General features: G+C 65.2%; 19 protein-coding genes. 16 read left to right on the forward strand and 3 right to left on the reverse strand.

The window, feature by feature from the left end; translation table 11 throughout:
- Positions 1–11 precede the first annotated feature (11 nt).
- From XI09_RS21795 to XI09_RS21870, 16 genes are all read left to right on the forward strand, one after another.
- Entirely contained in the window at positions 12–254 is a 243-nt protein-coding gene (locus XI09_RS21795; protein WP_271568674.1) for an acetyl-CoA carboxylase, read from the forward strand.
- Between the two features lie 16 nt (positions 255–270).
- Complete coding sequence (locus XI09_RS21800) at positions 271–1,683, forward strand: acetyl-CoA carboxylase biotin carboxylase subunit (RefSeq protein WP_271568675.1); 1,413 nt, start codon at positions 271–273, stop codon at positions 1,681–1,683.
- Positions 1,684–1,716: 33 nt separating this feature from the next.
- Entirely contained in the window at positions 1,717–2,592 is an 876-nt protein-coding gene (locus XI09_RS21805) for a 5-oxoprolinase subunit B family protein (protein ID WP_271568676.1), read from the forward strand.
- Entirely contained in the window at positions 2,582–3,559 is a 978-nt protein-coding gene (locus XI09_RS21810; RefSeq protein ID WP_271568677.1) for a biotin-dependent carboxyltransferase family protein, read from the forward strand. The genes XI09_RS21805 and XI09_RS21810 overlap by 11 nt, the downstream gene beginning before the upstream one ends.
- 329 nt (positions 3,560–3,888) lie before the next feature.
- Positions 3,889–4,848 carry a helix-turn-helix domain-containing protein gene (locus XI09_RS21815; protein ID WP_271568678.1) on the forward strand — a complete coding sequence of 320 codons (960 nt, stop codon included), beginning with the start codon at positions 3,889–3,891 and terminating at the stop codon, positions 4,846–4,848.
- Positions 4,849–5,113: 265 nt separating this feature from the next.
- The gene (locus XI09_RS21820) at positions 5,114–7,138 is read left to right on the forward strand and encodes a hydantoinase/oxoprolinase family protein (RefSeq protein WP_271568679.1); all 2,025 of its coding nucleotides are present in this window, start codon (positions 5,114–5,116) and stop codon (positions 7,136–7,138) included.
- A 3-nt stretch (positions 7,139–7,141) separates the two neighbouring features.
- Positions 7,142–9,103: a hydantoinase B/oxoprolinase family protein gene (locus XI09_RS21825; RefSeq protein ID WP_271568680.1), complete on the forward strand. Its 1,962-nt coding sequence runs from the start codon at positions 7,142–7,144 to the stop codon at positions 9,101–9,103.
- A 105-nt stretch (positions 9,104–9,208) separates the two neighbouring features.
- The gene (gene torT / locus XI09_RS21830; protein ID WP_271568681.1) at positions 9,209–10,309 is read left to right on the forward strand and encodes a TMAO reductase system periplasmic protein TorT; all 1,101 of its coding nucleotides are present in this window, start codon (positions 9,209–9,211) and stop codon (positions 10,307–10,309) included.
- 69 nt (positions 10,310–10,378) lie between these two features.
- The gene (locus tag XI09_RS21835) at positions 10,379–11,917 is read left to right on the forward strand and encodes a sugar ABC transporter ATP-binding protein (RefSeq protein WP_271568682.1); all 1,539 of its coding nucleotides are present in this window, start codon (positions 10,379–10,381) and stop codon (positions 11,915–11,917) included.
- The gene (locus XI09_RS21840; RefSeq protein WP_271568683.1) at positions 11,914–12,933 is read left to right on the forward strand and encodes an ABC transporter permease; all 1,020 of its coding nucleotides are present in this window, start codon (positions 11,914–11,916) and stop codon (positions 12,931–12,933) included. The genes XI09_RS21835 and XI09_RS21840 overlap by 4 nt, the downstream gene beginning before the upstream one ends.
- On the forward strand, positions 12,926–13,936 hold the full coding sequence (locus XI09_RS21845) for an ABC transporter permease (RefSeq protein ID WP_271568684.1): 1,011 nt from the start codon (positions 12,926–12,928) through the stop codon (positions 13,934–13,936). The genes XI09_RS21840 and XI09_RS21845 overlap by 8 nt, the downstream gene beginning before the upstream one ends.
- Positions 13,937–13,950: 14 nt before the next feature.
- Positions 13,951–14,826 (forward strand): FAD binding domain-containing protein, encoded by an 876-nt coding sequence (locus tag XI09_RS21850; RefSeq protein WP_271568685.1) that lies wholly within the window; start codon positions 13,951–13,953, stop codon positions 14,824–14,826.
- A gap of 21 nt (positions 14,827–14,847) precedes the next feature.
- Entirely contained in the window at positions 14,848–15,303 is a 456-nt protein-coding gene (locus XI09_RS21855; protein WP_271568686.1) for a (2Fe-2S)-binding protein, read from the forward strand.
- Positions 15,304–15,316: 13 nt separating this feature from the next.
- Positions 15,317–17,686, forward strand: coding sequence for a xanthine dehydrogenase family protein molybdopterin-binding subunit (locus XI09_RS21860; RefSeq protein ID WP_271568687.1), 2,370 nt, complete (start codon positions 15,317–15,319; stop codon positions 17,684–17,686).
- Positions 17,687–17,698: 12 nt separating this feature from the next.
- Complete coding sequence (locus XI09_RS21865; RefSeq protein ID WP_271568688.1) at positions 17,699–19,390, forward strand: hydantoinase B/oxoprolinase family protein; 1,692 nt, start codon at positions 17,699–17,701, stop codon at positions 19,388–19,390.
- A gap of 23 nt (positions 19,391–19,413) precedes the next feature.
- Positions 19,414–21,492 carry a hydantoinase/oxoprolinase family protein gene (locus XI09_RS21870; protein ID WP_271568689.1) on the forward strand — a complete coding sequence of 693 codons (2,079 nt, stop codon included), beginning with the start codon at positions 19,414–19,416 and terminating at the stop codon, positions 21,490–21,492.
- A 170-nt stretch (positions 21,493–21,662) separates the two neighbouring features.
- Here XI09_RS21870 and XI09_RS21875 read toward each other — a convergent pair whose 3' ends face one another.
- The 3 genes from XI09_RS21875 to XI09_RS21885 form a co-directional block, all read right to left on the reverse strand.
- Positions 21,663–22,610, reverse strand: a complete 948-nt coding sequence (locus tag XI09_RS21875; protein WP_271568690.1) for an ABC transporter substrate-binding protein — start codon at positions 22,608–22,610, stop codon at positions 21,663–21,665.
- A 109-nt stretch (positions 22,611–22,719) separates the two neighbouring features.
- Complete coding sequence (locus tag XI09_RS21880; RefSeq protein WP_271568691.1) at positions 22,720–23,760, reverse strand: ABC transporter permease subunit; 1,041 nt, start codon at positions 23,758–23,760, stop codon at positions 22,720–22,722.
- Positions 23,753–25,276 carry a sugar ABC transporter ATP-binding protein gene (locus XI09_RS21885; protein ID WP_271568692.1) on the reverse strand — a complete coding sequence of 508 codons (1,524 nt, stop codon included), beginning with the start codon at positions 25,274–25,276 and terminating at the stop codon, positions 23,753–23,755. The genes XI09_RS21880 and XI09_RS21885 overlap by 8 nt, the downstream gene beginning before the upstream one ends.
- Positions 25,277–25,379: the final 103 nt, after the last annotated feature.

The raw sequence follows: 25,379 nt of genomic DNA on the forward strand, positions 1-25,379 counted from the left end.
AGGAGCAGTTCATGGCCACCCAGCAGATATTCTCGCCGCTACCGGGCATCTTCTACCGCAAGCCGGCGCCGGACAAACCGGCCTACAAGTCGGACGGCGACGTCATCACTGAAGACGACACGATCGGCCTGATCGAAGTGATGAAGTCTTTTAACGAGGTCAAGGCGGGCGCCGCAGGCAAGATCGTGCGCTTCCTCACCGAAAACGAGGAAGCCGTGATGGCGGGCCAGCCCATTGCCGAGATCGACGTTTGAGCCGCTTCAGCAGTCCATGACCATCAAGAAGCTCCTCATTGCCAATCGTGGCGAGATCGCCGTGCGCATCAACCGCGCGGCGCGCGAACTGGGTGTTGCGACCGTGCAGGTCTACAGCAAGGCCGACAAGGACTCGCTCGCGGTCCGGCTCGCCGACGAGTCCGTCGAGATTGGTCCGCCGCAGGCGTCAAAATCCTATCTCGATCAGGCGAGAATCCTCGCCGCCGCCGAGAGCACGGGCGCCGACGCGATTCATCCGGGCTATGGCTTCCTGGCCGAGAACGCCGAGTTTGCCGCCGCCGTCGAGGCGGCAGGACTGGTCTTCGTCGGCCCAACGGCGCAATCGATCCGCCTGATGGGCGACAAGGTTGCGGCCCGTGAAGCTGCCGCAGCGGCCGGGGTCCCGACCGTCCCGGGCAGCCGTGGACGCCTGGACTCCGCCGAGGCGGCCTTCGCTCTGGTCGAGAGCACCGGCTTTCCCGTGATGATCAAGGCAGCGGCAGGCGGCGGCGGGCGCGGCATACGTATCGCGCGCACGGCCGAAGAATTTCATCACCTGATGCCGCAGGCGCAGGCCGAGGCACTCGCGGCGTTCGGGGACGGCGGCCTCTATGTCGAGAAGCTCGTCGAAGGCGCGCGGCACATCGAGGTGCAGGTGTTGGGTGACGGGCGGGACGTCATCCACTGCTTCGAGCGCGAATGCTCGTTGCAGCGCCGCCGCCAAAAGGTGTGGGAAGAAGCCCCCTCGCCTTCGCTGGCGCCGGCCATGCGCGAGCGGCTCTGCGCATCGGCTGTGGCCCTCGCCAAGGCGGTGCACTACCGGGGCGCGGGGACACTCGAATATCTCTACGACGACAACAGCCACGAGTTCTACTTCCTGGAGATGAACACGCGCATCCAGGTCGAGCATCCCGTGACCGAAATGGTGACCGGCATCGACCTGGTGCAGGAGATGATCCGGATTGCCGGCGGCGAGCCGCTGCGCATCCGCCAGGGCGAGGTGAGGGTCAACGGCCATTCGATCGAGGTCCGCATCAATGCCGAGGATCCTTCGAAGAACTTCCTTCCCAATCCCGGCACCGTCAGCGCGCTCGGCGTGCCCGGCGGTGAAGGTGTTCGTTTCGACAGCATGCTCTATACCGGCTACACGGTACCGCCGTTCTACGACAGCCTGCTCGGCAAGCTGATCGTGCATGCCGAGGACCGGGCGAGCGCCATCCGACGGCTCGACCGCGCCCTCGCCGAGCTGAACGTGGAGGGAATTGCGACCACCAAGCCCCTGCATCAGGCGCTTGCCCGCGATCCCGAGGTACAGGCCGGACGTTTTCACACCGCCTGGCTCGAGCCGTGGCTCGCCGCACACGCCAACAGCCTCGGGGCCGCGGCCCCGCTGCCGCCCCACAACGTCGCCCCGACGATCGCACGATAACCCGCCCGGTCAGAAACAGGAGGCCGTAGTCCCATGCAAACTCGATTTTCCTTCGGCGGCGACGAGCACATCTTCGCCGAAGTGGATGACTCCATGTCGCTCGAGGCATTCTTCAAGAGCCTCTTCATCACCAACGCAGTACGCGACGCCAGGATCAAGGGCGTGACCGAGATTTGCCCGGCCAACGCCTCCTATCAGGTCAAGTTCGATCCTGATCAAATCAAGCCCGACGACCTGCTTGCCGAGCTGAAGCGGCTGGATTCGGCGTCCGAAAAGTCCGAGCCGGTCATCAAGACACGGATCATCGAGATCCCCGTGCTCTACAACGATCCCTGGACTCATGAGACGCTGATGCGCTTTCGCGAGCGCCATCAGAATCCCAACGGCACGGATCTCGAATACGCCGCTCAGATCAATGGCCTCGATGGGGTCGACGCATTCATCAAGGCGCATTCCAGCGCACCCTGGTTCGTCTCGATGGTCGGCTTCGTTGCCGGCCTCCCGTTCCTCTACCAGATGGTCGAGCGCAAGCGGCAGATCCAGGCGCCGAAATATCTGCGCCCACGCACCGACACGCCGAGGCTCACGGTCGGCCACGGCGGATGCTTCAGCTGCATCTATTCGGTGCGCGGCGCCGGCGGCTATCAGATGTTCGGCATTACCCCCATGCCGATCTATGATCCCAACCAGAAGATCAGCTATCTCCGGGACTTCATGTGTCTGTTCAAGCCGGGCGACATCGTGAAGTGGAAACCGATCGACCGGGCCGCCTATGACGCGGCGGTCGCCGACGTCGACGCAGGCCGCTTCGCGCCGGTCATCCGCGACGTCTCGTTCTCACTGACCGAATTCAACCGCGACGTCGATGCCTACAATCGCAAGCTCGAGGGGGTTCTCCATGGCCATTAAGATTCTGAAGCCGGGCCTTGCGACGACCGTCCAGGATCTCGGACGTCCCGGGTACTATCACATCGGCATCCCGCTATCCGGCGGCATGGATCGTCACGCGCTCGCAGCGGCCAATCTACTCGTCGGCAATGCGGAGGGCGCGGCCGTGCTCGAAGCCGTCTTCATGGGACCCGAGATCGAGTTCACCGATGACGCGACGGTCGCGATCACGGGCGCCGAGCTGCCGCCGAAGCTCGATGGCACGCCGCAGGAGACCTGGACCAGTTTCAAGGTGAAGCGCGGCCAAAAGCTCTCCTTCGACTTCCTCAGGCAGGGCGCACGCGCCTATATCGCGGTATCCGGCGGAATCGACGTGCCGGTGGTGCTCGGTTCGCGTTCGACCTACACGCTCGGCGCACTCGGCGGGTTCAAGGGCCGCAAACTCGAAGCCGGCGATGAATTGCCGATCGGCACGGACGCCACCTCCGTCAAGGAAGGCCGGACGATCGCAAAGGAACTGCGCGGCCTGCCGACGACGATGCCCACCGAGTTGCGCGCCATGCCGGGCCTCTATTGGCACCGCATCACCGAGCAGGCCGGCAACGGCTTCCTCTCCGATACCTGGAAGGTCGCGCCGGAGGCCGACCGGATCGGCTATCGCTTCAAGGGTGGCAAGCCGCTCGCGTTCGTGCCGCGCGAGCCGCCCTTCGGTGCGGGCTCCGATCCGTCCAACATCACCGACGCCTGCTATCCCTATGGCTCGATCCAGGTGCCCGGCGGCACCGAGCCGATCGTATTGCATCGCGATGCGGTGTCCGGCGGCGGCTATTTCATGGTTGGCACGGTGATCTCGGCGGACATGGATCTGATCGGCCAGCTTCAGCCGAACACGCCGGTCAGGTTCGTGAAGGTCGGGATGGAGGAAGCGCTTGCCGCACGACACGCTCGTGCCGGGCTCTTGGCCAGACTTCGCAGTTCCCTGGCGTGATCGCCAGACTGCTCCGACAACGGGCAACCTCCCGGCATGAACTTCGTCCGGGAGGTTGTTGTCGATCGCGGCTTCCATCTTTCGGCCGCCCTCATGGAAATTGAGCACACGGCCTAAAATATCGGCTTCCCCTTCTATTGGACTTGACGTCATCCTGCCGTGCTCGCCAAGCTGATGACGACGACGAGAGTGCAGTAACGGGAGTGCAGTCCACATGCGGCCATCAACGATCGGGATGATGACGCGTTCCGCGTTCTTGCCGCAACCGACGGTACACGGCCAGGAGAGACGATAAGACGCAGCAGTCGACGGCAGTGACGGAGCGCAAGATGCAGACCACTTTCGCGACCAGTGACATTCCCGCCCATCATCGACGCCAGTTCTGGCAGCAGATCGTCTCCGACATCTACTACTCGCTGGACCTTCGTTTTCTCGGAGGTCACGACTTCCACGGCAATTTGGGCGCCTGGTCGCTCGGGCCGGTTTCGATCTCGCGCAACGTCTCGGACGGCCTGCTCTACAGAAGGGACGAACGCCACCTCCTCAACGAACGCGAGGAGTGCTTCCTGATCACGGTGCCCGAACTTGCCGAGATCCGCTTCGAGCAGGACGGCAAGGACATCCGCTGCCGACCGGGCTCCTTCCTGATCGAGCGCAGCCATTTGCCCTACGAATTCAGCCACTGCGATCCCGCCGCACTCTGGGTGCTGAAGATCCCGAGCGCCGTGCTGCGCGGGAGGATCTCCGGCCCTGAACGTCTGGCGACGCTGCAATTCGACGCCAGCCGCAGTGTCGGCGCGCTGTTCGTCGACACGCTGCGCCTCGCCGGCGAGCGTATCGCGGAAATGGACGAGACCGCCCGCACCATGATGGGCAAGCATCTCATCGATCTCCTGGCGATGGCGGTCGAGTCCGACGAGCGCGTGCTGGCAGGTCACTCGTCCACGGTCCGCAACGCGCACCTGCACCGCTGCGAACAATTCATCCGCACACGCCTCGACAACATGCGCCTCGCGCCGCAAATGGTGGCCGACGGTTGCGGCATCTCGCTGCGGTATCTGCACCAGATCTTCGAGAGCGAGGGCATCACCGTGAGTGCCTATATCCGCAATCAACGCCTGCTGATGTGCGATGCGATGTTGCGTGATGCGAACTGCCGCAAGAGCATCTCGGAAATCGCCTATCACTGGGGATTCGGCGACCAGGCGCAGTTCAGCCGGAATTATCGCGGCCGGTTCGGTTGCACGCCAAGCGAAGCCCGTGCTGCGTCGCGTGCGTCCAATCCGTGACCCTGCGCCATTCGACGTCGCTGCTCCGGCACTGACCGCCGGTTGACCGGCCCGGCCGATTTGAGCGGTTCGTGCTCTCTGGCACAAATTGTCCTGCGCTCAGCGTCAAGAGTGCCGACGACAACCTGCCTATAGTCCTTCCGACATCTTGCGAAATCCGCCGGTCGAACGGGTGGTTCGCGGCATCCGGATCGTCGGTCCGGGTCGGTCCGCGTGCTCGCCCGACCTCCGCCCGGCAGGCATGTGCTGGAAAGGAAATCGTATCGTGCAGACCCTTCGCGTGGCCGTTGACGTCGGCGGCACCTTCACAGACATCTGCATCATGGACGAGACCACCGGCCTCATCCGCATCGAAAAGACCTCGTCGACACGTGATCCCATCGAGGGGATCATGGGTGGGGTCTCAAAGGCCGGCATCGACCTCTCCAAGGTGGCGCTGTTCTCCCACGGCACCACGGTCGCGACCAACGCACTGATCACGCGCCGCCTTCCCCGCACCGCCGTGGTGACGACCGAAGGCTTCCGTGACGTCATCGAGATCCGGCGCGCCAACAAGGAAGACCTTTGGGATACCTACAAGGACGTCGTCAGGCCCTACGTGCCGCGGCGCGACCGGCTCACAGTTCCCGAACGCATTGACGCGGGCGGCAAGGTGATCCAGCCGCTCGACGTCGAGGCGGCGCGCGACGTCGCGCGCATCCTCAAGCGCCGCGGCGTCGCAGCGATCGCGATCTGTTTCATGAACGCCTATCTCAACGGCGAGAACGAGCGCGCGATGCGCAATATTCTGCTGGAGCAGATGCCGGATATTCCGGTCTCGATCTCGTCGCAGGTGTTGCCCGAGATCTTTGAGCATGAGCGGTTTTCGACGACCGTCGTCAATGCCGTGGTTAGTCCGGTGGTCGTCAGCTACACGAGCCGGCTCGGCGACCGTCTCGCCCAGGAAGGCTATTCCCGCGATCTCCTGCTGCTGCACACCGGCGGCGGGGTCATGACGCCGGCGAGCGTCAAGGATTTCGCCGCCCGTCTGGCCGGCTCCGGGATCGCCGCGGGCGCCATCGCCAGCCGCTACATCGCCGGCCTGTGCGGTTTCCCCAATTCGATCGGCCTCGACATGGGCGGCACCTCGACCGACGTGTCGCTGGCCTATGAGGGCCAGTCGCGCATCACCAAGGACTGGTACATCGAGTTCGGCTATCCGATCCGCTTTGCCTCCATCGAGGTGCTCACCATCGGCGCCGGCGGAGGATCGCTGGCCTGGACCGATCCGGCCGGCTCCTTGCGCAACGGCCCGCAATCGGCGGGCGCCCATCCGGGCCCGGCCTGTTACGGCAACGGCAATACCCAGCCGACCAACACGGACGCCAACGTCACGCTGGGCCGGCTCGGCACCAATCTCGCCGGCGGCAAGGTGAAGCTCGATCCCGCTCTTGCCCGGCAGGCCGTCGAGGAAGGCGTCGCAAAGCCGTTCGGCTTCGGCCTGCACGAGGCTGCGGATGCGATCGTCAGGGTGGCCAACGCCAACATGTCGGACGCGGTGCGGCTGATCTCGATCAGCCGCGGCTACGATCCGCGCGATTTCGCGCTGGTCGCCTTCGGCGGCGCCGGCGGCCTGCATGGCGTCGATGTCGCGCGCGAGCTGGCGATCCCCGTCGTGATCGTGCCTCCCAACCCGGGCGTCACCTCGGCCCTCGGCTGCCTGCTGGTCGATATGCAGCACGACTTCTCGCAGAGCTGCATGGTCGGTGCCGACGAGGCCAATTCCGACGACATCGAGGCACAATTCGCTGTGCTGGAGAAGGAGGCGCTGGCCCGACTGACTCACGAGGGCGTCGCGGAACGGGACATCGTGCTGCAGCGGTCGATCGACATGATGTATCGCGGCCAATGGCGTTCGCTCGCGGTGCAGGCGCCGCGCCCGATCGGCGCCATCGCCGATCTGGTCCAGAGTTTCCACGCCGAGCACAAGCGAGAATACAATTTCCGGCGCGACGACTCGCCGGTGAGCTTCTTCCGTCTCAACCTGAAAGCCATCGGCGTCGTGCCCAAGGCCGAGTTCGCCGTCCACCAGCCGACCGGCGTGATCCCTGAGCCGGTCAGCCACCGCAGGGTATGGTTCGAAGGCAACGGGCTCGATACGCCCGTCTACGAGCGTGACGACCTGCCCTGCGGTTTCTCCTTCCAAGGCCCCGCGATCGTCGAGCAGGTCGACGCGACCACCGTCGTGCCGCCCGGCGCCAGCGCCGAGGTCGACAAATATCTCAACATCATCATCCGCGTGAAGGAATGAGCCATGGCCGGAGATCTCCCGCTCGACCCCGTGACCTTCGAGGTTCTGAAGAACTCCTTCATCACCAGCGTCGACCAGATGGGCGAGCAGGTACTGCGGACCTGCTACTCTTTCGTCATTTACAACCGCGACTTCTCGAGCGCGCTGCATGACGCCAAGGGCGAATGCGCCGCACAGGGCAATCAGGACATCGCCGTCCATGTCGGCACGCTGCACTTCACCTGCCAGGACGTCATGCGCCACTTCGAGGGCGACATGCACGAAGGCGACGTGTTCGCGATCAACGATCCCTATGCCGGCGGAACGCACTTCTCCGACGTGCGGTTGATCCGGCCGATCTTCGCCGATGGCAAGATCATCGCCTTCAGCCAGTCCAACGGCCACTGGTCGGATGTCGGCGGCAGCGTGCCGGGCTCGTTCGACGTCGCCGCGCGCGAGATGTTCCGTGAGGGCCTGCGCATCACGCCGATCCGGTTGTTCGACAAGGGACGCTTCTGCAAGGACGTCGCGCACTTGCTCGCGTCCAACACGCGCGATCCCGCTTCGATCATCGGCGATATCCAGGCACAAGCCGAAGCGACAGCGGTTTGCGAGCGCGAGATATTGCGCCTCGTCAACAAGTATGGCCGCGATACGGTCGAAACGGGTCTCGCCGCCGTGCAGGACTATGTCGAGCGATCGGCGCGCCAGCGCATCGCCGCGCTGCCCGATGGCGAATGGGAGACGGTCGACTTCATCGATCGCGACCCCGCCGGCGGCGAAGGCATGATCCCGATCCGGATCAAGATGACCATCAAGGGCGACAAGGCGATCTACGACTTCACCGGCAGCCACCCGACCATCGGCTCGATCTACAACTCCGCCTTCGGCGCGACCTTTTCGGCCGTCGCGGCCGGCATGAAGACGTTCTTCCCGGACCTGCCACTCAACTCCGGCTTCTATCGCTGCTTCGACATCATCGCGCCGGAAGGTTCGATCGTCGATGCGAGATGGCCGATCGCGGTCACCGGCTTCCTGATGCCGTTCGAGAAGATCATGAACTCGATCTACGAGATTTGGTCGAAGCTGATGCCGGAGCGGGCCCTCGCCTGCGCCTTCAATCTCGAATATCTGCTCACCGGCGGGCTCGACGCCCGCAGTTCCGACAAGCCGATCTTCATGTTCTACGACTGGCTGCCCGGCGGCTGGGGCGGCCGCAACGGCAAGGACGGCAGCAACGTCACGACGGCCTGCTTCGGCACCGGTCTGATGTCGCAGCCGGTCGAGGGGCAGGAACGCGCCAACCCGATCCTGACCACCAAATGCGAGATCCTCAGGGACTCGCCGGGACCCGGCAAATGGCGCGGCGGCGCCGGCGTGATGAAGACCTCGCGTATGCTGGAGGCCGAGAAGACCGTGATCTCCTACATCTGCGACCGCGAGCGCGCCGTGGTGTGGGGCATCGAGGGTGGCCTGCCCTCGATGCCGCATGGCCTGACGCTGAAGCGAAGCGGCAGCGATGGCGAGGAGCGGCTCGGCTCGATCTTCTCCGACGTGCCGATCGGCGAAGGCGATGTGTTCTCGCGACCGACAGCCGGCGGCGGCGGATTCGGTGATCCGCTGGAGCGCGATCCGCGTCTCGTGATCGAGGACATCAAGGATGACTACGTCTCGGTCGAACGTGCCGCCAAGGATTATGGCGTGGTCGTGCACACCATCGACGCCGAGCTCTGCGAGTACGAGGTGGACAGGGCCGCGACCGACGCGCTCCGTGCCAAGATCGCGGCCGAGCGCGTCGCCAACGTCCGGCTCGATCCGGAGGTCGTGGCGCAGCGCTATCGCAGCGGCGCGATCGATGCGCTCGACGTCATCCGCCAGCACGCCGTGATCCTCGACTGGGGCAACGGCGATCTCCTCCCCGAATCCACGCGTCAGTTCCGCGAAGTGTTCGAGCGGCGCTCGCTCGCAAAGTGGGCGGCGCGCTGATCCCGATCGGCAACCGCATCGCCCACGGGCGGTGCGGCACGCATGCAGAACGAGGATCCGAAGCCGTCGGCCCTCGCCCTTTCATCGAACCATGAGGATTGAGCCATGACCCGTATGACGTGCCTTTCCATCAACCGACTTCGCCCGATCCGCTCCACGCTCGGTATCGCCGCAGGCCTCGCGCTTGTCTCCGCGGCCACGCCGGCAGCCGCCGAGACGCCATGGTTCCCGATGAAGGTGTACGACGCCTCATCGGGCACGCCGAAGCCGGCGGAGTACACGCCGTTGCCGAAGGCCGAGAAGCCCTACAAGCTCTGCATCCTGTTTCCGCACATGAAGGACAGCTTCTGGGTGGCGGTCGCTTACGGCATCGTGAAGCAGGCCGAGGCGATGAACGTCAACATGACCCTCTACGAAGCCGGCGGTTACGAGAACCTGCCCAAGCAGCTTTCGCAGTTCGACGATTGCATGGCCGCAAGCCCCGACGCGATCATTGTCGGCGCCATTTCCGGTGCAGGCCTCAGCAAGAAGTTCGAGGAAGCCAAGGCCAAAGGCGTGCCGGTGGTCGGCGTCGCCAACCCGCTGCCACCGAATGCCCTGCCCGCCGCCATCTATGTCGATTTCGTCGCCATGGGTGAGGTCACCGGCGATGGCCTGTTGGCGCAGGCCAAGCCCGGCGACAAGCTCAACATCGTGACCTTCCCCGGCCCGGCCGGCTCGGGCTGGGCAGAATCGTTCAACGAAGGCCTCAAGAAGGCGGTGGCCAAGAATCCGAACGCCAAGGTTCTTGCCGAGAAATTCGGCGACTCCGGCGTTGCGGTCCAGCTCCAGCTGATCCAGGACGCGCTGCAGGCTTATCCCAACATGAACGTGATCTGGGGCACTGCTCCGACCGCCGAAGCCGCCATCGGTGCGGTCGCCGAAGCCGGGCGGAGCGACATGAAGATCATGTCCTCCTACGAGAACCAGGCCATGCTCGACGCGCTGAATCGCGGCGACATCCTGGCCTTCGCGACCCAATACCCGGTCGGCGAAGGCGCCATCTCGGTCGACCAGGCCGTGCGCCTGATCGAGAAGAAACCGGTGATGAGCCTGGCCCAGCCGCTCGCATCCGCGGTCGACAAGACCACAGTGCCGAAACTGCAGATGGACCTCGTGCTGGCGCCGGGAAGCTGGAAACCGGTCTATTCGGTCAAGGCCAAGTAGGCCCGGACACCTGGTCGAGGCGGGAGACACGTGCTCCCGCCTGTTTGCCCGCCGCCTACGGAGAGGGAGATGGACGTCGACATCGACGCGAAACTGACCGAGCCCCTGCTCGTCTTGCGGGGCATCTCGAAGCGATTCACTGGCGTTCGGGCCCTCGACCGGGTTGATCTCGACGTCCGCGCCGGCGAACTGCACGTTCTGTTCGGCGAGAACGGCGCCGGCAAATCGACGCTGATCAACGTGGTGTCGGGGACGTTTCCGCCCGACGAAGGCACCTTCCATTTCGGCGGCGAGGAGATCCGCCATCTCACGCCGCAGCGGGCGCGCGCGATCGGCATCAGTCCGGTGTTTCAGGAATTCTCGTTGGTTCCCAGCCTCACGGTGGAGGAGAACCTGTTCCTCGGTCGCGAGGTTGCGCACGGCGGCGTGTTGCTCACGCGCGACATGCGAAAGCGCGCGCAGGCGCTGATCGACGAGCTCGGCTTCGACCTCGATCCGTCGCAGCGGGTCGACGATCTCTCGCGCGCGCATCAGCAGATGGCCGAGATCGCCAAGGCCCTGCTCGGTCGGGTGCGCCTCTTGATCCTCGACGAGCCGACCGCTTCGCTGACCGAGCGCGAGACCGGGCGGCTGTTTGAGCTGATTGCCCGGCTGAAGAGCCAGAACGTCGGGCTGATCTACGTCTCGCACCGCATGCGCGAGATCCGCGCGCTCGCCGATCGCGTGACCGTGCTGCGCGACGGCCGTCACATCCGCACCCTCGACGCTGCGAACTCGAGCGACGGCGAACTGGTCGAGCTGATGACCGGCCGCAAGATCGACCTGCTGTTTCCGACGATCGCGCACACGCCGGACAAGGTCATGGTCGACGTTGAAAACCTCACGCTCGCCGATGGCAGTGTGCGGGACGTGAACTTCCACGCGCGCGCCGGCGAAATCACCGGCATCGCAGGCCTCGTCGGTTGCGGCAAATCGGAGCTGATCCGCGCGGTCTACGGAATCGAGCCGCTCGCCTCCGGTACGGTCCGGATCGACGGCCTGCCTTACGAATTTCCGGCGCCGCGGCGCAGCTTGAAGCACGGCATCGCCTACTTCCCCGCCAACCGGATCGCCGAGGGACTCGCACTGTCGCGCCCGATCCGTGAGAACGCCTCGATGACCGGGCTCGACCTGCCCGCCTTCGCCCGCCTCGGCGTGCTGCGGCAGGCCGCGGAACGCGCGACGATCAAGGGCATCATGGAACAGCTCCAGCTCAGGCCGCCCAATATCGAGCGGACCGTCGGCGCACTGTCCGGCGGCAATCGCCAGAAGGTGATGCTCGGCCGGGCACTGACGCGCGAGCTGACCGTATTCCTGTTCGACGAGCCGAGCGTCGGCATCGACGTCGGAGCCAAGCTCGAGGTCTACGAATTCATGAAACGCCTCGTTGAAGCCGGAGCCGCCGTGATCGTCGTGTCGTCGGAATTGCCGGAAGTACTGGCGCTGTCGAACCGGCTTTACGTCATGCACCACGGCCGCATCGCCGCCGAACTGAAGGGCGCCGAGAAGACTGAGCAGAACGTGCTGGCGAGCTTCTTCAAGGATCATCTCACGGCGGAGGTCGCATGAGCACGGCATTGACGGCCGGCCAACCAAGTATCTCGATCGGGCTGGGTCGATCGATCGCCGGCCGGATCGGGTTCCTGCCGGCCCTGCTGCTGGCGCTGATCGTCGGCATGTCCGCCGTCGATCCCCAGTTCTACGGCTTCGTCAACATTCTCAACATCCTGCGCAACGCCTCGTTCCTGGCGATCGTTGCCTGCGGCCAGGCGCTGGTGATCGTCGCAGGCGGCTTCGATTTGTCGGTCGGCGCCGTCGTCGCGCTCGCGAGCGTGGTGACTGCCAAGACCATGGCGGCCACAGCGACCGCGTTTCCCGACAACAATGCGCTGATCATCGCAAGCGGCGTCGCCGCGGGGCTCGGCAGCGGGCTCATGGTCGGGCTGGTCAACGGCTTCTGCGTTGCGAAGCTCAAGGTCTCCGGCTTCGTGGTGACGCTGGGCACGATGTCGGCGACCGCCGGCGTCGGCCTCATGATCACGAGCGGCATCCCGGTCTACGGCATGCCCGACATCTTCGTGAAGGGATTTGGGCGCGCCCAGATGTTCGGCCTGCCGACCGCAATATATGTCGCGCTTGCCGTCATCCTGGTCATGATGTTCACGCAGCGGCGTACGCTGTTCGGCCGCTACGTCTATGCGATCGGCGGCAATGTCGATGCGGCGGTGGTCTCGGGCGTGTCGATCCAGCGTCACATCGTCGGGACCTATGTCGTCTCCGGCGTGCTCGCGGCCCTGGCCGGCATTTTGCTGACCGCGCAGGTCGGCTCTGGTCAGGCGAGTTTTGGCGGCGACCGCATGATGCTGCAGTCGATTGCCGCGGCCGTGATCGGCGGGGTCAGCCTGCGCGGCGGCGTCGGCCGGGTCGAAATCGTCGCCGTCAGCGCGCTGTTCCTGACCATCCTTGGCAACGCGCTCAACCTGCTGCACGTCAACTCCCGCCTGCAACCGGTCTTCCTCGGGGTCATCATGGTGGCCGCCGTGGCGCTGGATGAATTCAGCCGACGGAGGAAGTCGCGTGTCTGACCTCGAATTGTCGGTCGCCAAGGACACGGGCCGTGCAAAGCAGGTGCCGGGCCAATGGTTCGCGCGCGCGATGCTGCCGATCGCGCTGATGGTGCTGTTGCTCGGCTTCGCCGCCGTCGATCGGGGCGTGCTCTCGCCGGCCAATCTGCTCAACATCGCGCAGCAGACCAGTTACCTGGCTCTCTTCGCCATGGCGCAGACCGTGGTCATCCTGACACGTGGCTTCGACCTTGCCCTCGGCCCGACGGTGTCGGCGGTGAGCGTCGGAACCGCGCTGGCGATGGCCGGCGCCACGGCGGCCGGCTATGACACGGGCAGCGTGCTGCTCGCCGGACTCGGTGCCGGCTTCGGCCTCGGTATCGCCTGCGGACTTTTCAACGGCGTGGTCGTCGCGCTGCTCGGCGTCAGCCCCTTCGTCGCAACGCTCGGCAGCTACAATATCGCGATCGGCGTTGCGACCACCCTCTCCTCCGGGCGACCGGTCCAGGGCGTGCCCGAGCTGTTCTCGCAGATCTTTTACGGCGGCAACGTCTTCGGCGTTCCTGCCGCCATCGCGATCACCGTCGCCGTCGGCATCCTGCTGCAGCTGATCCTGGCTCGCACGGTGTTCGGCCGGTCGCTCTACATCATCGGCACCAACCCGCGCGCGGCGGCGGTGGCGGGCCTGCCGGTCAAGCGCATCCTGGTCGCGACCTATGTGCTGTGCTCGGCGCTCGCCGCGCTCGGCGCCATCATGATGACGGCGCGGACCGGCTCGGGCGAGCCGAATCTCGGCGGCTCGCTGTCGCTGCAAGCGATCGCCGGCGCAGTGGTCGGCGGCACCAGCCTGGCCGGCGGACGCGGCGGTGTCGGCACCGCGGTGCTCGGTGCCTTGTTCGTCACGATTCTGTCCAACGGCATGAACCTCACCCGCATCGATGGATACGTCCAGATGGTCGTACTCGGCGCGATCGTCATCATCGGCGTGCTGCTCGATCGGCTGCGGCTGGAGGGGCGTCAATGATGACTGGATCTCTCATGCAAAGCTCTCTGCCTGAAACCCGCGGTTCAGCGGGCTCGATCTACGTTGCACCGTCGCTGGCCGCCGCCCTCGATGCCTTGAACGACTACGGCCCGGCCGGAGCTCCCTTTGCCGGCGGCACCTGGATCATGAGGTCGCCGATCCGGCACGAGCCGCTCCGGGAACACTACGTCGCGATCGGGAAGATTTCCGAGCTACGCGCGGTCCAGATCGGCAGTGATGCCGTCGAGATCGGCGCGGCGGTCACCCACGCGGCGTTGGCGACAGCCCTGGCCGGGCTCCCGGAGTTCGACGTCCTCGCGACGGCCGCCGGCAGCGCTGCCAATCCCGCGATCCGCACGATGGCGACGATCGGCGGCAATCTCTCGACGCCCAATTTCGCTGCCGCCGATTGCGTGCCGGCGCTGCTTTGCCTTGATGCCGAGGTCGAGGTCTCGAGTCGTGGCGATCGCGAGCGGATGAGCCTGAACGATTTCCTGAAGGCCCGGCCGACGCTAGCGCCCGGCCGCCTGCTGACCAGGATCGTCGTGCCGCGCTCCAGGCGCACGACCGCTCACGCCCGCCTGCCGCTCCGCAGGTCGGGTGACTATCCGGTTGCCATCGTCAGCTTCTCCGCAGAGCTCGATGCGCTCAACCGCGTCGAGCGCGTGCGGGTCGCGGTCGGCTCGGTCGAGCCGGTCGCGCGCCGCTGGGAACGGCTCGAAGCGGCACTGCTTGGCCGCGCGCTCGAGCCGACGCAGGCGGCGAACATCGCCGCCGAGCTGGCCGGCGAGTTCACCGGCCGCGACAGCGTCGAGGCGCCCGCCTGGTACCGTGTCAACGTGTTGCCGAGCCTCGTGCGTCGCGCGACCGCCGCCGCGCTTGGCTCCTGAACGGCATTGCTGGAGGTGAACATGGTCTTGAGCCTGACGGTCAATGGCGATCGGCGCGCATCTGTCGCCGATCCGGTCACTCCGCTCGTCGACGTCTTGCGGGAAGAATTTCACCTCACAGGCGCCAAGCCGGTTTGCCGTGAAGGCTTTTGCGGAGCCTGCATGGTGCTGGTCGACGGCCAGCCCACACCGTCGTGCCTGATCCCTGTCGGGCTGGCGCAGGATTGCGATATCCGGACGATCGAAGGGCTCGCCGCAAACGACGCGTTGAATCCGATCCAGCAGGCGCTGGAGGCCTGCGACGCCGTGCAATGCGGCATGTGCTTTCCCGGCATGGTGGTGACGTTGACGCATCTTCTGACGACCACGCCCCGTGCGATGGGCGACGACATCCGCGCAGCGCTGACCGGCAACATCTGCCGTTGCACCGGATATGAGCGCATCGTCGAGGCAGCTGCCGCATTGACCGCAAAGTAATCGGGGGCCATGCATGTCCGACGTCCCAGCAACCATGGATTTTCGCCGCCGTGATGCCCGCGACAAGCTGCGCGGCCGCACACGCTACACCGTCGATCGCTATCTGCCCGGCATGCTGCACGCAGCGGTGCTGCGCGCCAGCGTGCCCTCGGGGCGCATCCTCCGTCTCGACACCGGCAAGGCTGCGCGCATGCCGGGCGTGCGTGCGATCGTTACCGCGGCCGACGCGCCCGGTCAGATTGGAATCGGCATCGCCGATCATCCGCTGTTTGCCCGCGACGTGATCCGCTATGATGGCGAACCGCTGGCGGCCGTCGCCGCCGATACGCTTGCGCAGGCACAGGCGGCGCTTGCGGCGATCGATGTCGAGATCGCGCCCCTGCCGGCCGCGCTCACCATGGCGGAGGCCCTCGCGCCCGATGCCCCGCTCGTCCATCCCGACTGGCGCCAGTACGAGGTCCTGTTCGAAGGCGGGGCGCGCGAGGGCAACGTCGCCTGGGAAGCAACGGTCGTACGCGGCGACATCGATGGCGCCTTCGCCCGACCGGACGTCGAGATCATCGAAAGCACATTCCGCGTCGGTCGCCAGAACCACGTCGCCTTCGAGCCGCGCGCGGTGGTCGCGAGCTACGAAGACGGGCGCTTTCATATCGAGACATCGACGCAGGTACCCTGGAGCATCCGCAACGCGACCGCGCGCATCCTTGGCATCGCCCCGTCGCAGGTGCGGGTCACGGTGCCGCCGGTCGGCGGCGGCTTTGGTCTCAAGTTCGATCTCGCGGTCGAGCCGTTCGCCGCCCTGCTCGCCCGCGCCAGCGGACGACCGGTGCGGATGGTCAATTCGCGCGAGGAGGAGATGCTGACCTGCCTGTTCCGCGAGAATGCCGAAATCCGCATGCGCTCGGCGGTGACACGTGACGGCGAGATCGTCGGGCGCGAGGCGGTTGTGCTGATGGATTGCGGGGCCTATGGCGGAGAACAAGTCTTTCTCACCACGATGACCGCCCATACGCTGGGCGGCAACTATCGGCTCGGCGCGGTGCGGCTGGTCTCGCGCGCGGTCTACACCAACACCGCCCCGAACGGCGCGTTCCGCTGCTGCAACGGCGTCTACAATACGTTCGCGCTGGAGCGACATACCGACGAGATCGCCGCCCGGATCGGCATGGATCCCCTCGCCTTCCGCCGCCGCAACGTGCTCGGCAACGGCGATCTCGGCGCCACCGGACAGGTGTTCGAAGCCGACGTGCTTGGCCCGATGCTGGACCGGATGGATACGCTGCGCAATGCAGCCGCGCCGCCCCGCGAGCTCGCCGACGGCCGGCTGTTTGGCCGCGCGACCACGGTCGGCACCTGGTTCGTCTTCGTCGGCCCGTCGGCGGCGACCGTAAACATGAACGCCGACGGGACGGCGACGCTGGTGACATCCGGTGTCGAGATCGGCTCAGGCTCGATGATGCAGAGCCTTCCCCAGATCGTCGCGAGCACGCTCGGAATGAGCCCCGACGACGTGATCGTGCGCGCAGCCGACACCGATGCGGCCGGCTACGACGTCGGCGTCGGCGGCGGCCGCACCACGGTCTCGCTGGGTGCAGCGAGCCTCTCGGCCGCGCAGGAGGTGCGGACCAAGCTGCTGAAGGTGGCCTCGGAAATGATCGAAGCGGCGCCCGAAGACCTCGTGATGCGCGAGGGGCGGATCGAGATCGCCGGCGCGCCCGGCTCCGGTCGCACGATCACCGAAGTTGCGACCCGCGCGCAAGCTCAGCTCGGTCCGATTTCCGGCACCGGCGCCTTCACGGGTACCGGCGTCCCGGCGATGCCGGGTTGCGTCGCCGGCCACTTCATCGACGCGATCGACATCCCCGTCTTCGCCGTCCATGACTGCGATGTCGCGGTCGATCCGGAGACCGGGCAGGTCGAGGTGCTGAACTATCGCGTCGTGCAGGATGTCGGCCGCGCGCTGAATCCGCGCGCGATCCATGGCCAGATCCAGGGCGGCGTGGTGCAGGGACTGGGCTATGCCTTGCACGAAGAGGTGACGATCGGCGCAAATGGCCGCGTCTGCCAGAGCGGCTTTGAAACCTATCGGGTGCCGCTCGCGCTCGATGTCGTGCCGGTCGAAATCAGCCTGTACGAAGGCGCGCCGTCGGTCGGACCGCTCGGCACCAAAGGCGCCGGCGAGGTGCCGATCCTGAACGTCGGCGCGGCTATCGCCTGCGCCGTCGCCAACGCAACGGGAAAGCGCGTCCAGGAACTGCCGCTGACGCCGCCGCGGGTGCTCGAACTGCTGCTCGACCGCAAGGGTGAGCTCAGTCTTCCCCATATCGCGAAGGCCTGGGCCGACAATCTGGTGCGGCCGCACGGCACGGCTGCACAAAATTGAAAGTAACGCATTTTGGCCATCGAGACCATCAAGTCCGCCGCGTCGTTCGATCCAGTCACCCACGAAATCATCCAAGGCAAGCTGCTCTCCGTCGTCGACGAAATGGCAGTCGTCATGACCAGGACCAGCATGAGCCCGGTGATCTACGAGGTGCTGGATTTCGCCTGCGGCATCTGCAATGCGCACGGCGAGCTCATCGCCCAGACCAATGGAATCACGCTGTTTACCGGAACGTTCGGCGCGCAAATTCGAAGCGTCATCGACCGGTTCGGCGCGTCGATTTTCCCGGGCGATGTGATCGTCACCAACGACCCCTTCCGCGGCGGCACTCATCCCTGTGATCTCGCGATCGTGCGTCCAGTCTTTGCCGAAAGCCGACTGATCGCGTTTGCCATCAATGTCGCGCATTGGCTGGACGTCGGCGGCGCGATTCCGGGAAGCCTGCCGCCCGATGCGACCTCGATCTTTCAGGAAGGGCTGCGGCTGCCCTGCGTGAAGATCGCCGAAGGCGACCAATTGGTCGAAAGCATCGTCGAGATCATCCGCGAGAACGTCCGGCTTCCCGACATGGCCATCGGCGATCTCCATGCGCAACTCGCCACCGTCCGAATCGCCGATCAGCGGCTGCAGGAGGTGGTCGACCGATACGGTGCCGACACGCTGCTCGCTTCATTCGACCAGCTGCTGCGAGATTCCGAGAAGAGAGCCAGGGCCATCATCCGGTCGCTGCCGGATGGCGAGTACATCGCCACCGACATCGTCGACGGCGACGGAGTCAATCCACTTCCCATCGAGGTCAGGGTTGCGGTCCGTATCGCCGGCGACAGCATGGAGGTCGACTTCACGGGCTGCCCCCCGGCGTGCACCGGTCCGATCAACTGCGCCCGCGGCGCGCTGCACTCCGCGGTGAAGACGGTCTTCAAAGCCCTGGTCGCGCCCTACGAACCTTCAAACGAAGGCTGGTTTCGTCCACTGTCGGTCGTTGCCCCGCAAGGCACGCTGTTTACCGCCGAGCGGCCCTCTCCCACCGGTTGGTACTATGAAGGGTCGGTGCAGGCCTCCGAGCTGGTCTGGAAGGCGCTCGCGCCGATCTTGCCCGAACGATTTTCTGCCGGCTCCTATACCAGCCTCTGCGTCACTTACATCGCCGGACATGATGAGGCCGGCGAATTGTTCGTCCACATCGAACCCGAGCACGGAGGCTGGGGGGCCTGTCACGACAGCGATGGCGCCAATGCGCTGATCGCGCTTACTGACGGCGATACCTACAACTATTCCATCGAACTCATCGAAGCCAAGTTTCCGCTGCTGGTCGAGCGCTACGGCTTCAATGTCGAAGGCGGCGTCGGTGCCGGCCGCTTTCGTGGCGGATACGGTCTGGTGAGGGAGTATCGGGTGCTGGCCGAGCGCGCCGAGGTCTATTGCGGCTTTGGGCGGACGGTCACGCCGCCATGGCCGATGGATGGCGGCCAGTGCGGATCCGTAAACTACCTTGAACTCGTGAAGGCCGATGGCAGCGCCTTGAGGCTCGGGCGATCACCGACCAGGCCGGTTGGCCGAGGCGACCGTGTCAAGATCGTGACGGGCGGCGGCGGCGGTTGGGGAGCGCCATCGGACCGGTCCCCCGCAGCAGTGACGGCCGATGTCGAGAGCGGGCTGATCTCTCCGGAAGAGGCACGGCGCATTTACGGAAGACCGCAATAACGCTTGGCCAGGAGTGCAGCCGCATGATTCGCGTTGCCACGGATGTGGGCGGTACATTTACCGACCTGATTGCATACGACGACGCCAGCGGCGCCGTCGTCTTCTCGAAAAGCCTGACAACCGTCGATGACCAGTCGATCGGCGTACTCGACGCCATCGCTATGGCGGAGCAATCCGGTCTGGGCGTTGATGACATCGGCTTCTTCGTGCATGGCGGCACGACGGTTATCAACGCCATAACCGAACGCAAAGGCGTCAAGACCGCACTGGTCACCACGGCTGGTTTCCGCGATGTGCTTGAAATCGGCAGGGGCAACCGACCCGATCTGTATAATTTGCGCACCAGGACTCCGGCGCCCTTCGTACCGCGTCATCTGCGGTTCGAGGTGAGAGAACGCATGAGCGCTTCGGGCCAGGTCCTGCACCCCCTGGACGAGGAAGATGTCGTGCGCTGCGCCCGGCAATGCCGCGAGCAGAACGTTGCCGCGGTCGCGATCATCTTTCTTCACAGCTATGCGAATCCCGCCCACGAGCAGCAATGCGCCGAACTGCTGCGCAAGGAGCTGCGCGGGATATCGGTATGCGCCAGTCACGAAATCTCACGGCAATGGCGGGAATACGAGCGGTCCAACACGGTCGCGCTCAATGCCTATGTTCAACCCATCATCCGAAACTATTTCGATAACCTCGATGGCGCACTGCAAAGGAAGCGGTTGAATTGCCCTTACTATGCGATGCAATCGAACGGCGGCATCGCGAGCTTCGAACAGGTGGTGACAGCTCCCCTCACGCTGGTCGAATCCGGTCCGTCCGGCGGCGTGGCTGGTGCGGCGCGCATCGGATCCGAAATCGGCGAAACCGACGTTCTGTACCTGGACGTCGGCGGTACGACCGCGAAATGCTCACTGATCAAGGCGGGACAGCCCAAGGTCGACGCAGAATATCGCCTCGAGAAGACACGAAGCTCCCCCGGTTACACCATTCAAGTTCCGGTCGTTGATATCGTAGAGGTCGGCGCCGGCGGGGGCTCGATAGCCTGGCTCGACCCGAGCGGCAGGCTGCGGGTCGGCCCCCAAAGCGCGGGATCCAGCCCTGGGCCGGCCTGTTACGGCAGAGGTGGCGTCGACCCGACGGTGACCGATGCCAAACTGGCCCTCGGAATTCTGGACCCGCTCACCTTCGCCGAGGGCCGTATGCCGCTCGACGCCGATCGTGCGCGCACGGCGATCACCCGTGTTTCCCTGCCGATGAATCTTTCCGTCGAGCAGGCCGCGCTGGCGATCGTCAAGGTGGCCGAGGAATCCATGACCAACGCACTGAAGTTGATCACGATACAGCGGGGGCACGATCCGCGCGACCTCGTGCTGATCGTATCCGGAGGCGCGGGACCGTTGCTGGCTGCCAGCCTCGGGCGAGAACTGAACGTCAAGCGGACCGTGATTCCCACGCATCCCGGTATTTTTTCGGCCTGGGGAATGCTTGCCGCGCGGCCGCGTGCCGATATCAGGCGTACGGTGCTGAAAACGGTCAGCGAGCAGGAAATGAATTCGATCTCGCAATGGTTTGCGGAGCTCGAACGGGAGGCCAGCGAATATTTCGCAGGAACCAGCGCGGAGAGATTGAAACTCCATCGCCATGCCGAGATGCGATATCGCGGCCAGGAGCACAGCGTCTCGGTGGCCCTTTCCGGCGGCAGCGCGGAGGAACTGTTATCCGACTTCCATGCCGCCCATCAGAAGGCGTTTTCGTTTGCGTTGATGGAGGCAACGGTCGAGATCACGATGCTTCATCTCCAGACCGAGGTGCTCAGCGAGGTGATCGCCCTGCCGAATATTCAGGGTAACGGGCAAGATACGTTCGACAACGCCCTCAAGGGCCAACGCTTCGTCTTCTTTGCAAGGGAGAATGGCTGGGTCGCCTGCAACGTTTATGATCGAAACCGGCTTCCGATCGGATCGTTGATTCCGGGCCCGGCTCTCGTCGAGGAACCCACGACGACGACGTTCGTGCCGTCCGACCAGACGTTCACGCGCGACGAGACGGGTCAGCTCATCATCTGGGGTGATAGATCAACGACTGGGTCGGAAGCTGGAGCGGCCTGACAGTTCTGCGCGGCCTGCATTATTGAAGCGCGACGCCAAATGCGGAAAACCCCTGCCGGGCCTTCCCGGCAGGGGGCTGTCTTGCAACGCGACCACGGTGGCCTCGGACGCGCAGCCATGCACCGTCCGAGCGCCACCGACCGATATGTCCCGCGAAAGATGCAGAATGGCTACTGCGACCGATCCGACGTCCACCCCTTGTACTCGGCGACATTGTCCCGGGTCACAAGCTTCGACGGCAGGAGCTCGACGGTCGATGCCGGCTTCTGGCCATTGAGAATGCCGACACCGACCTGCACGGCGCGCCGCGCCATGAAGAACGGGTCCTGTGACGCGGAAGCCTGGATCTGCGCCGCCGCCGGATCCTTCAGCGCGGCCTCGATGTCGGGCGCGCCGTCCACCGCCGTGATGACGATGCCGGTGCGATTTTGCTGGCGCGCCGCGAGGTCGGTGCCGATCGCCTGCGGATCGTTGATGGCGAAGATCGCATCGATCTTGGGGAAGCGGGTCAGATAACCTTGCGCGACGGTGAGGCCGCCTTCGCGCGAGCCCTTGCCGTCCTGGTCGCTGGACAACACCTTGATGCCGGGATTCTTCGAGAGGACGTTCTTGCAGCCGACAACACGGTCGATCACCGCGGAGACCTGCGGCCCGTTCTCGATGACGACGTCCCCCTTGCCGCCTAGCTTGTCCACGATGTACTGGCAGGAAATCTCGCCGGCCTGGACGTTGTTCGTGGTCACGGTGGCATCGGCGCCTTCGGCCGCGGTGTCGACCGCGACGACGACGATACCCGCCGCCTGCGCCTTCTTGATCGCTGGCCCGATCGCCTTGGGGTCGCCGGGGTTCAACAGGATCAGGTCGACGCCGGCGGCGATGAAATTGTCGATCTGGGTGACCTGCTTGCCAAGGTCGTATTCGAACCCAACCGCGGTGATCTTCACATTGGGGTTGGTCTTCTTGGCCTCGAACTCGGCGCCCTTCGACAGCGCGACGAAGAACGGGTTGCCCATCGAGCCGAGCGAGACGCCAATCGACTTGAGCTCCTTGGCAAAGGACGGCGCGGTGCTTAGGGCAAGCGCCATCGCGGCGCCGGCGAGCGTGGTCATCTTCAACATTGGCTTCCTCCCTGGTCTGTCTTCAACCCCGGCACGGCTGACCAGTTACCGTACCGGAATCTCACATCGAACCGCCCGCGCTCAGGTGCGCGCCGAGCCTTAGAGCCTCTTAGGTTCTGGCAGAGCCTTGCAGCCGGTAGCGGTCCAGCGCCACGGCGCCGATGATCACCAGGCCCTTGATCACATATTGCCAAATGTCAGAGACGCCGGTGAGGATAAGGCCGTTCGACAGGACCGCGATGATCAGCGCGCCGACCAGAGTGCCCCAGATCGAGCCGATACCGCCGACGAAGGAGGTGCCGCCGAGGATCACCGCGGTGATGGCGTCGAGTTCATAGGACTGGCCGAGCTGGAGACCGTTGGCCGCATAGAGCCGCGCCGCCTGCATGGCGCCGCCGAGTCCGGCGAGCAGTCCGGACACGCCGTAGACGAAGATCAGCACGGCCCAGACCTTGATGCCGGCAAGCCGCGCCGCGCTCTCATTGCCGCCCACCGCGTAGATGTGCACGCCGAGCACGGTCCGGCGCAGCACCAGCCACGAGGCGAGGATGACGAGCAGAGCGATCACCGAGAGCCACGGGATCGACGCCACGCCGGGAACGAGCGTCAGCGAGCCGTTGCCGATGAAGGCGTAGGGAATGGAAGGATTGAACACCGTGGTGTCGGCGCCGAGCAGCCGCGCCAGACCGCGCACGGCGGTGAGCGAGCCCAGCGTGACGATGAACGGCGGCAGGCGCAAGAGCGCGATCAGCGCGCCATTGACGACACCGAAGCCGAGACCGGTGAGAACGGCGGCCGGCAGCCACAGCGCCCCGAGCTCCGGCAGTTTCGAGATCGTCAGGCCGGCCATCGCGGACGCCGCCAGGATCGAGCCGACCGAGAGATCGATGCCGCCGGTGAGGATGACGAAGGTCATGCCCGCGGCAAGCACGGTGTTGACGGCGGCCTGCTGCAAGACGATGCCGAGATTCTGTCCGGTGAAGAAACGGCCGTCCGACAGGTAATGAAAGCCGACGCATAGCAGCAGCAGCACCGGTAGCATGCCGGCCGCGCGGATCAGGAGCCTGATGCGCTGACGCTTGGTCTCCTGGGCGGCGGCAAGGCCGTTTGCCGTAGTAGCCTTCGCCTGCGTCGATCCGTTATCAGGCATCGAGATGCTCCATCCCCGTAGCAAGTGCCATGATATCCTCCTGATTGAGCGGCGCCGTCTCGGTTCGGTTGACCTCGCCCGCGATATGTCCCGACCGCATCACGATGACGCGGTCGCAGATGCCGATGATCTCAGGCAGGTCGGACGAGATGACCAGGATCGCGGTGCCGGCCTTGGCGAGATTGTCGATGATCGAATAGATCTCCGACTTGGCGCCGACGTCGACGCCGCGCGTCGGCTCGTCGAGGATCAGGACCTTTGGCGCGATGGCGAGAAGCCGCGACAAGAGCACCTTCTGCTGGTTGCCGCCGGACAGGCCCCCGGCCGGCACGCCGGCATTGGCGGCGCGGATGCTGAGCCCCGCAAAGGCCCTGTCGGCACGCTCGCGCGCCTTGTCACCATCCAGGAACCAGCCAAGCTTCGCATCGCGCCCGAGCACCGCGAGATTGATGTTGTCCAGGCATGACATGTCGAGAAACAGGCCGAGCGCCTTCCTGTCCTCCGTCAGATAGGCGATGCCGGCCTCGAGGGCCTCGCCGGGCGTGCGGATGTCGATCGGGCGGCCTTCGAGTTCGAGACGGCCCGACGTTTTTGCCGCGGCGCCGATGATGAGATGCGCAAGCTCCGTGCGGCCGGCACCGATCAGGCCGGCAAGCCCCACCACCTCGCCGGCATGCACGGTGAGCGAGCAGCCCTTGACGCGCTGGCCGTCGGACATGTCGATCGCACTGAGCACGGGGTGTCCCCGCCCCGCCTCCGGGTCATGGTCCTTCTTGTAGAAAGAGGAGACGTCGCGCCCCACCATCAGCCGCACGATGGTATCGGCGCGGATCTCCGGCTTGTCGAGCGAGCCGACCAGCCGGCCATCGCGCAGGACGGTGACGCGGTCGCCGAGTGCGTAGACCTCGTCCATGCGGTGCGAGATGTAGATGATGGCGAGCCCCTCGGCGCGAAGCTGACGGATCAGCATGAATAGCCGCTCGCTCTCGCCGGCCGACAGCGCGGTGGTCGGTTCGTCCATGATCAGGATTTTCGACCTCGCGTGCAGCGCACGCGCGATCTCGACGAGCTGGCGCTGGCCCATCGACAGATGCGCCACCAATGTCGATGGCTGGAAGTCCGCGCCCAGCCGTTCCAGGATGGGGCCAACGCCCTGGCGCATGGCGCCGCGCGCCAGCAAGCCCGAGCGCGAGATCTCGCGGCCGAGATAAATATTCTCCGCGACACTGAGATTGGGAGCCAAAGACAGCTCCTGATAGATGATGGAGATGCCCGCGGCGCGGCCACCGAGCGGGCCGTGGATATGCACCGGCTTGCCCTCGATGCGGATCTCGCCGCCGGGATCGGGCCGGTAGGCGCCGGACAATATCTTCATCAGCGTCGATTTGCCGGCACCGTTCTCGCCCATCAGGGCATGGATTTCGCCGGGATAGACGGTGAGATCGACGGCACGCAGCGCCTTGATCCCGAAGAAGCTTTTCGAGACCCCGCGCATCTCGAGGATCGGATCGTTCATCGTGCCTCCCGACGCACAATGCGTTTCCCACCCGCGTCTCGTTTTGTCAGCGCGGTTCGCGCATTAAACAAAACGCCGCGGCGCAGGGCAATACCGAACAGAC

This window comes from Bradyrhizobium sp. CCBAU 11386 (assembly GCF_028128955.1).
Lineage (GTDB): Bacteria > Pseudomonadota > Alphaproteobacteria > Rhizobiales > Xanthobacteraceae > Bradyrhizobium.

What these genes read in the sequence shown, in the direction of transcription:
- XI09_RS21795 (WP_271568674.1), top strand. Translation starts at nt 12, where the DNA reads ATGGCCACCCAGCAGATATTCTCGCCGCTACCGGGCATCTTCTACCGC.
- XI09_RS21800 (WP_271568675.1), top strand. Translation starts at nt 271, where the DNA reads ATGACCATCAAGAAGCTCCTCATTGCCAATCGTGGCGAGATCGCCGTG.
- XI09_RS21805 (WP_271568676.1), top strand. Translation starts at nt 1,717, where the DNA reads ATGCAAACTCGATTTTCCTTCGGCGGCGACGAGCACATCTTCGCCGAA.
- XI09_RS21810 (WP_271568677.1), top strand. Translation starts at nt 2,582, where the DNA reads ATGGCCATTAAGATTCTGAAGCCGGGCCTTGCGACGACCGTCCAGGAT.
- XI09_RS21815 (WP_271568678.1), top strand. Translation starts at nt 3,889, where the DNA reads ATGCAGACCACTTTCGCGACCAGTGACATTCCCGCCCATCATCGACGC.
- XI09_RS21825 (WP_271568680.1), top strand. Translation starts at nt 7,142, where the DNA reads ATGGCCGGAGATCTCCCGCTCGACCCCGTGACCTTCGAGGTTCTGAAG.
- torT (WP_271568681.1), top strand. Translation starts at nt 9,209, where the DNA reads ATGACCCGTATGACGTGCCTTTCCATCAACCGACTTCGCCCGATCCGC.
- XI09_RS21835 (WP_271568682.1), top strand. Translation starts at nt 10,379, where the DNA reads ATGGACGTCGACATCGACGCGAAACTGACCGAGCCCCTGCTCGTCTTG.
- XI09_RS21840 (WP_271568683.1), top strand. Translation starts at nt 11,914, where the DNA reads ATGAGCACGGCATTGACGGCCGGCCAACCAAGTATCTCGATCGGGCTG.
- XI09_RS21850 (WP_271568685.1), top strand. Translation starts at nt 13,951, where the DNA reads ATGCAAAGCTCTCTGCCTGAAACCCGCGGTTCAGCGGGCTCGATCTAC.
- XI09_RS21855 (WP_271568686.1), top strand. Translation starts at nt 14,848, where the DNA reads ATGGTCTTGAGCCTGACGGTCAATGGCGATCGGCGCGCATCTGTCGCC.
- XI09_RS21860 (WP_271568687.1), top strand. Translation starts at nt 15,317, where the DNA reads ATGTCCGACGTCCCAGCAACCATGGATTTTCGCCGCCGTGATGCCCGC.
- XI09_RS21870 (WP_271568689.1), top strand. Translation starts at nt 19,414, where the DNA reads ATGATTCGCGTTGCCACGGATGTGGGCGGTACATTTACCGACCTGATT.
- XI09_RS21875 (WP_271568690.1), bottom strand. Translation starts at nt 22,610, where the DNA reads ATGTTGAAGATGACCACGCTCGCCGGCGCCGCGATGGCGCTTGCCCTA.
- XI09_RS21880 (WP_271568691.1), bottom strand. Translation starts at nt 23,760, where the DNA reads ATGCCTGATAACGGATCGACGCAGGCGAAGGCTACTACGGCAAACGGC.
- XI09_RS21885 (WP_271568692.1), bottom strand. Translation starts at nt 25,276, where the DNA reads ATGAACGATCCGATCCTCGAGATGCGCGGGGTCTCGAAAAGCTTCTTC.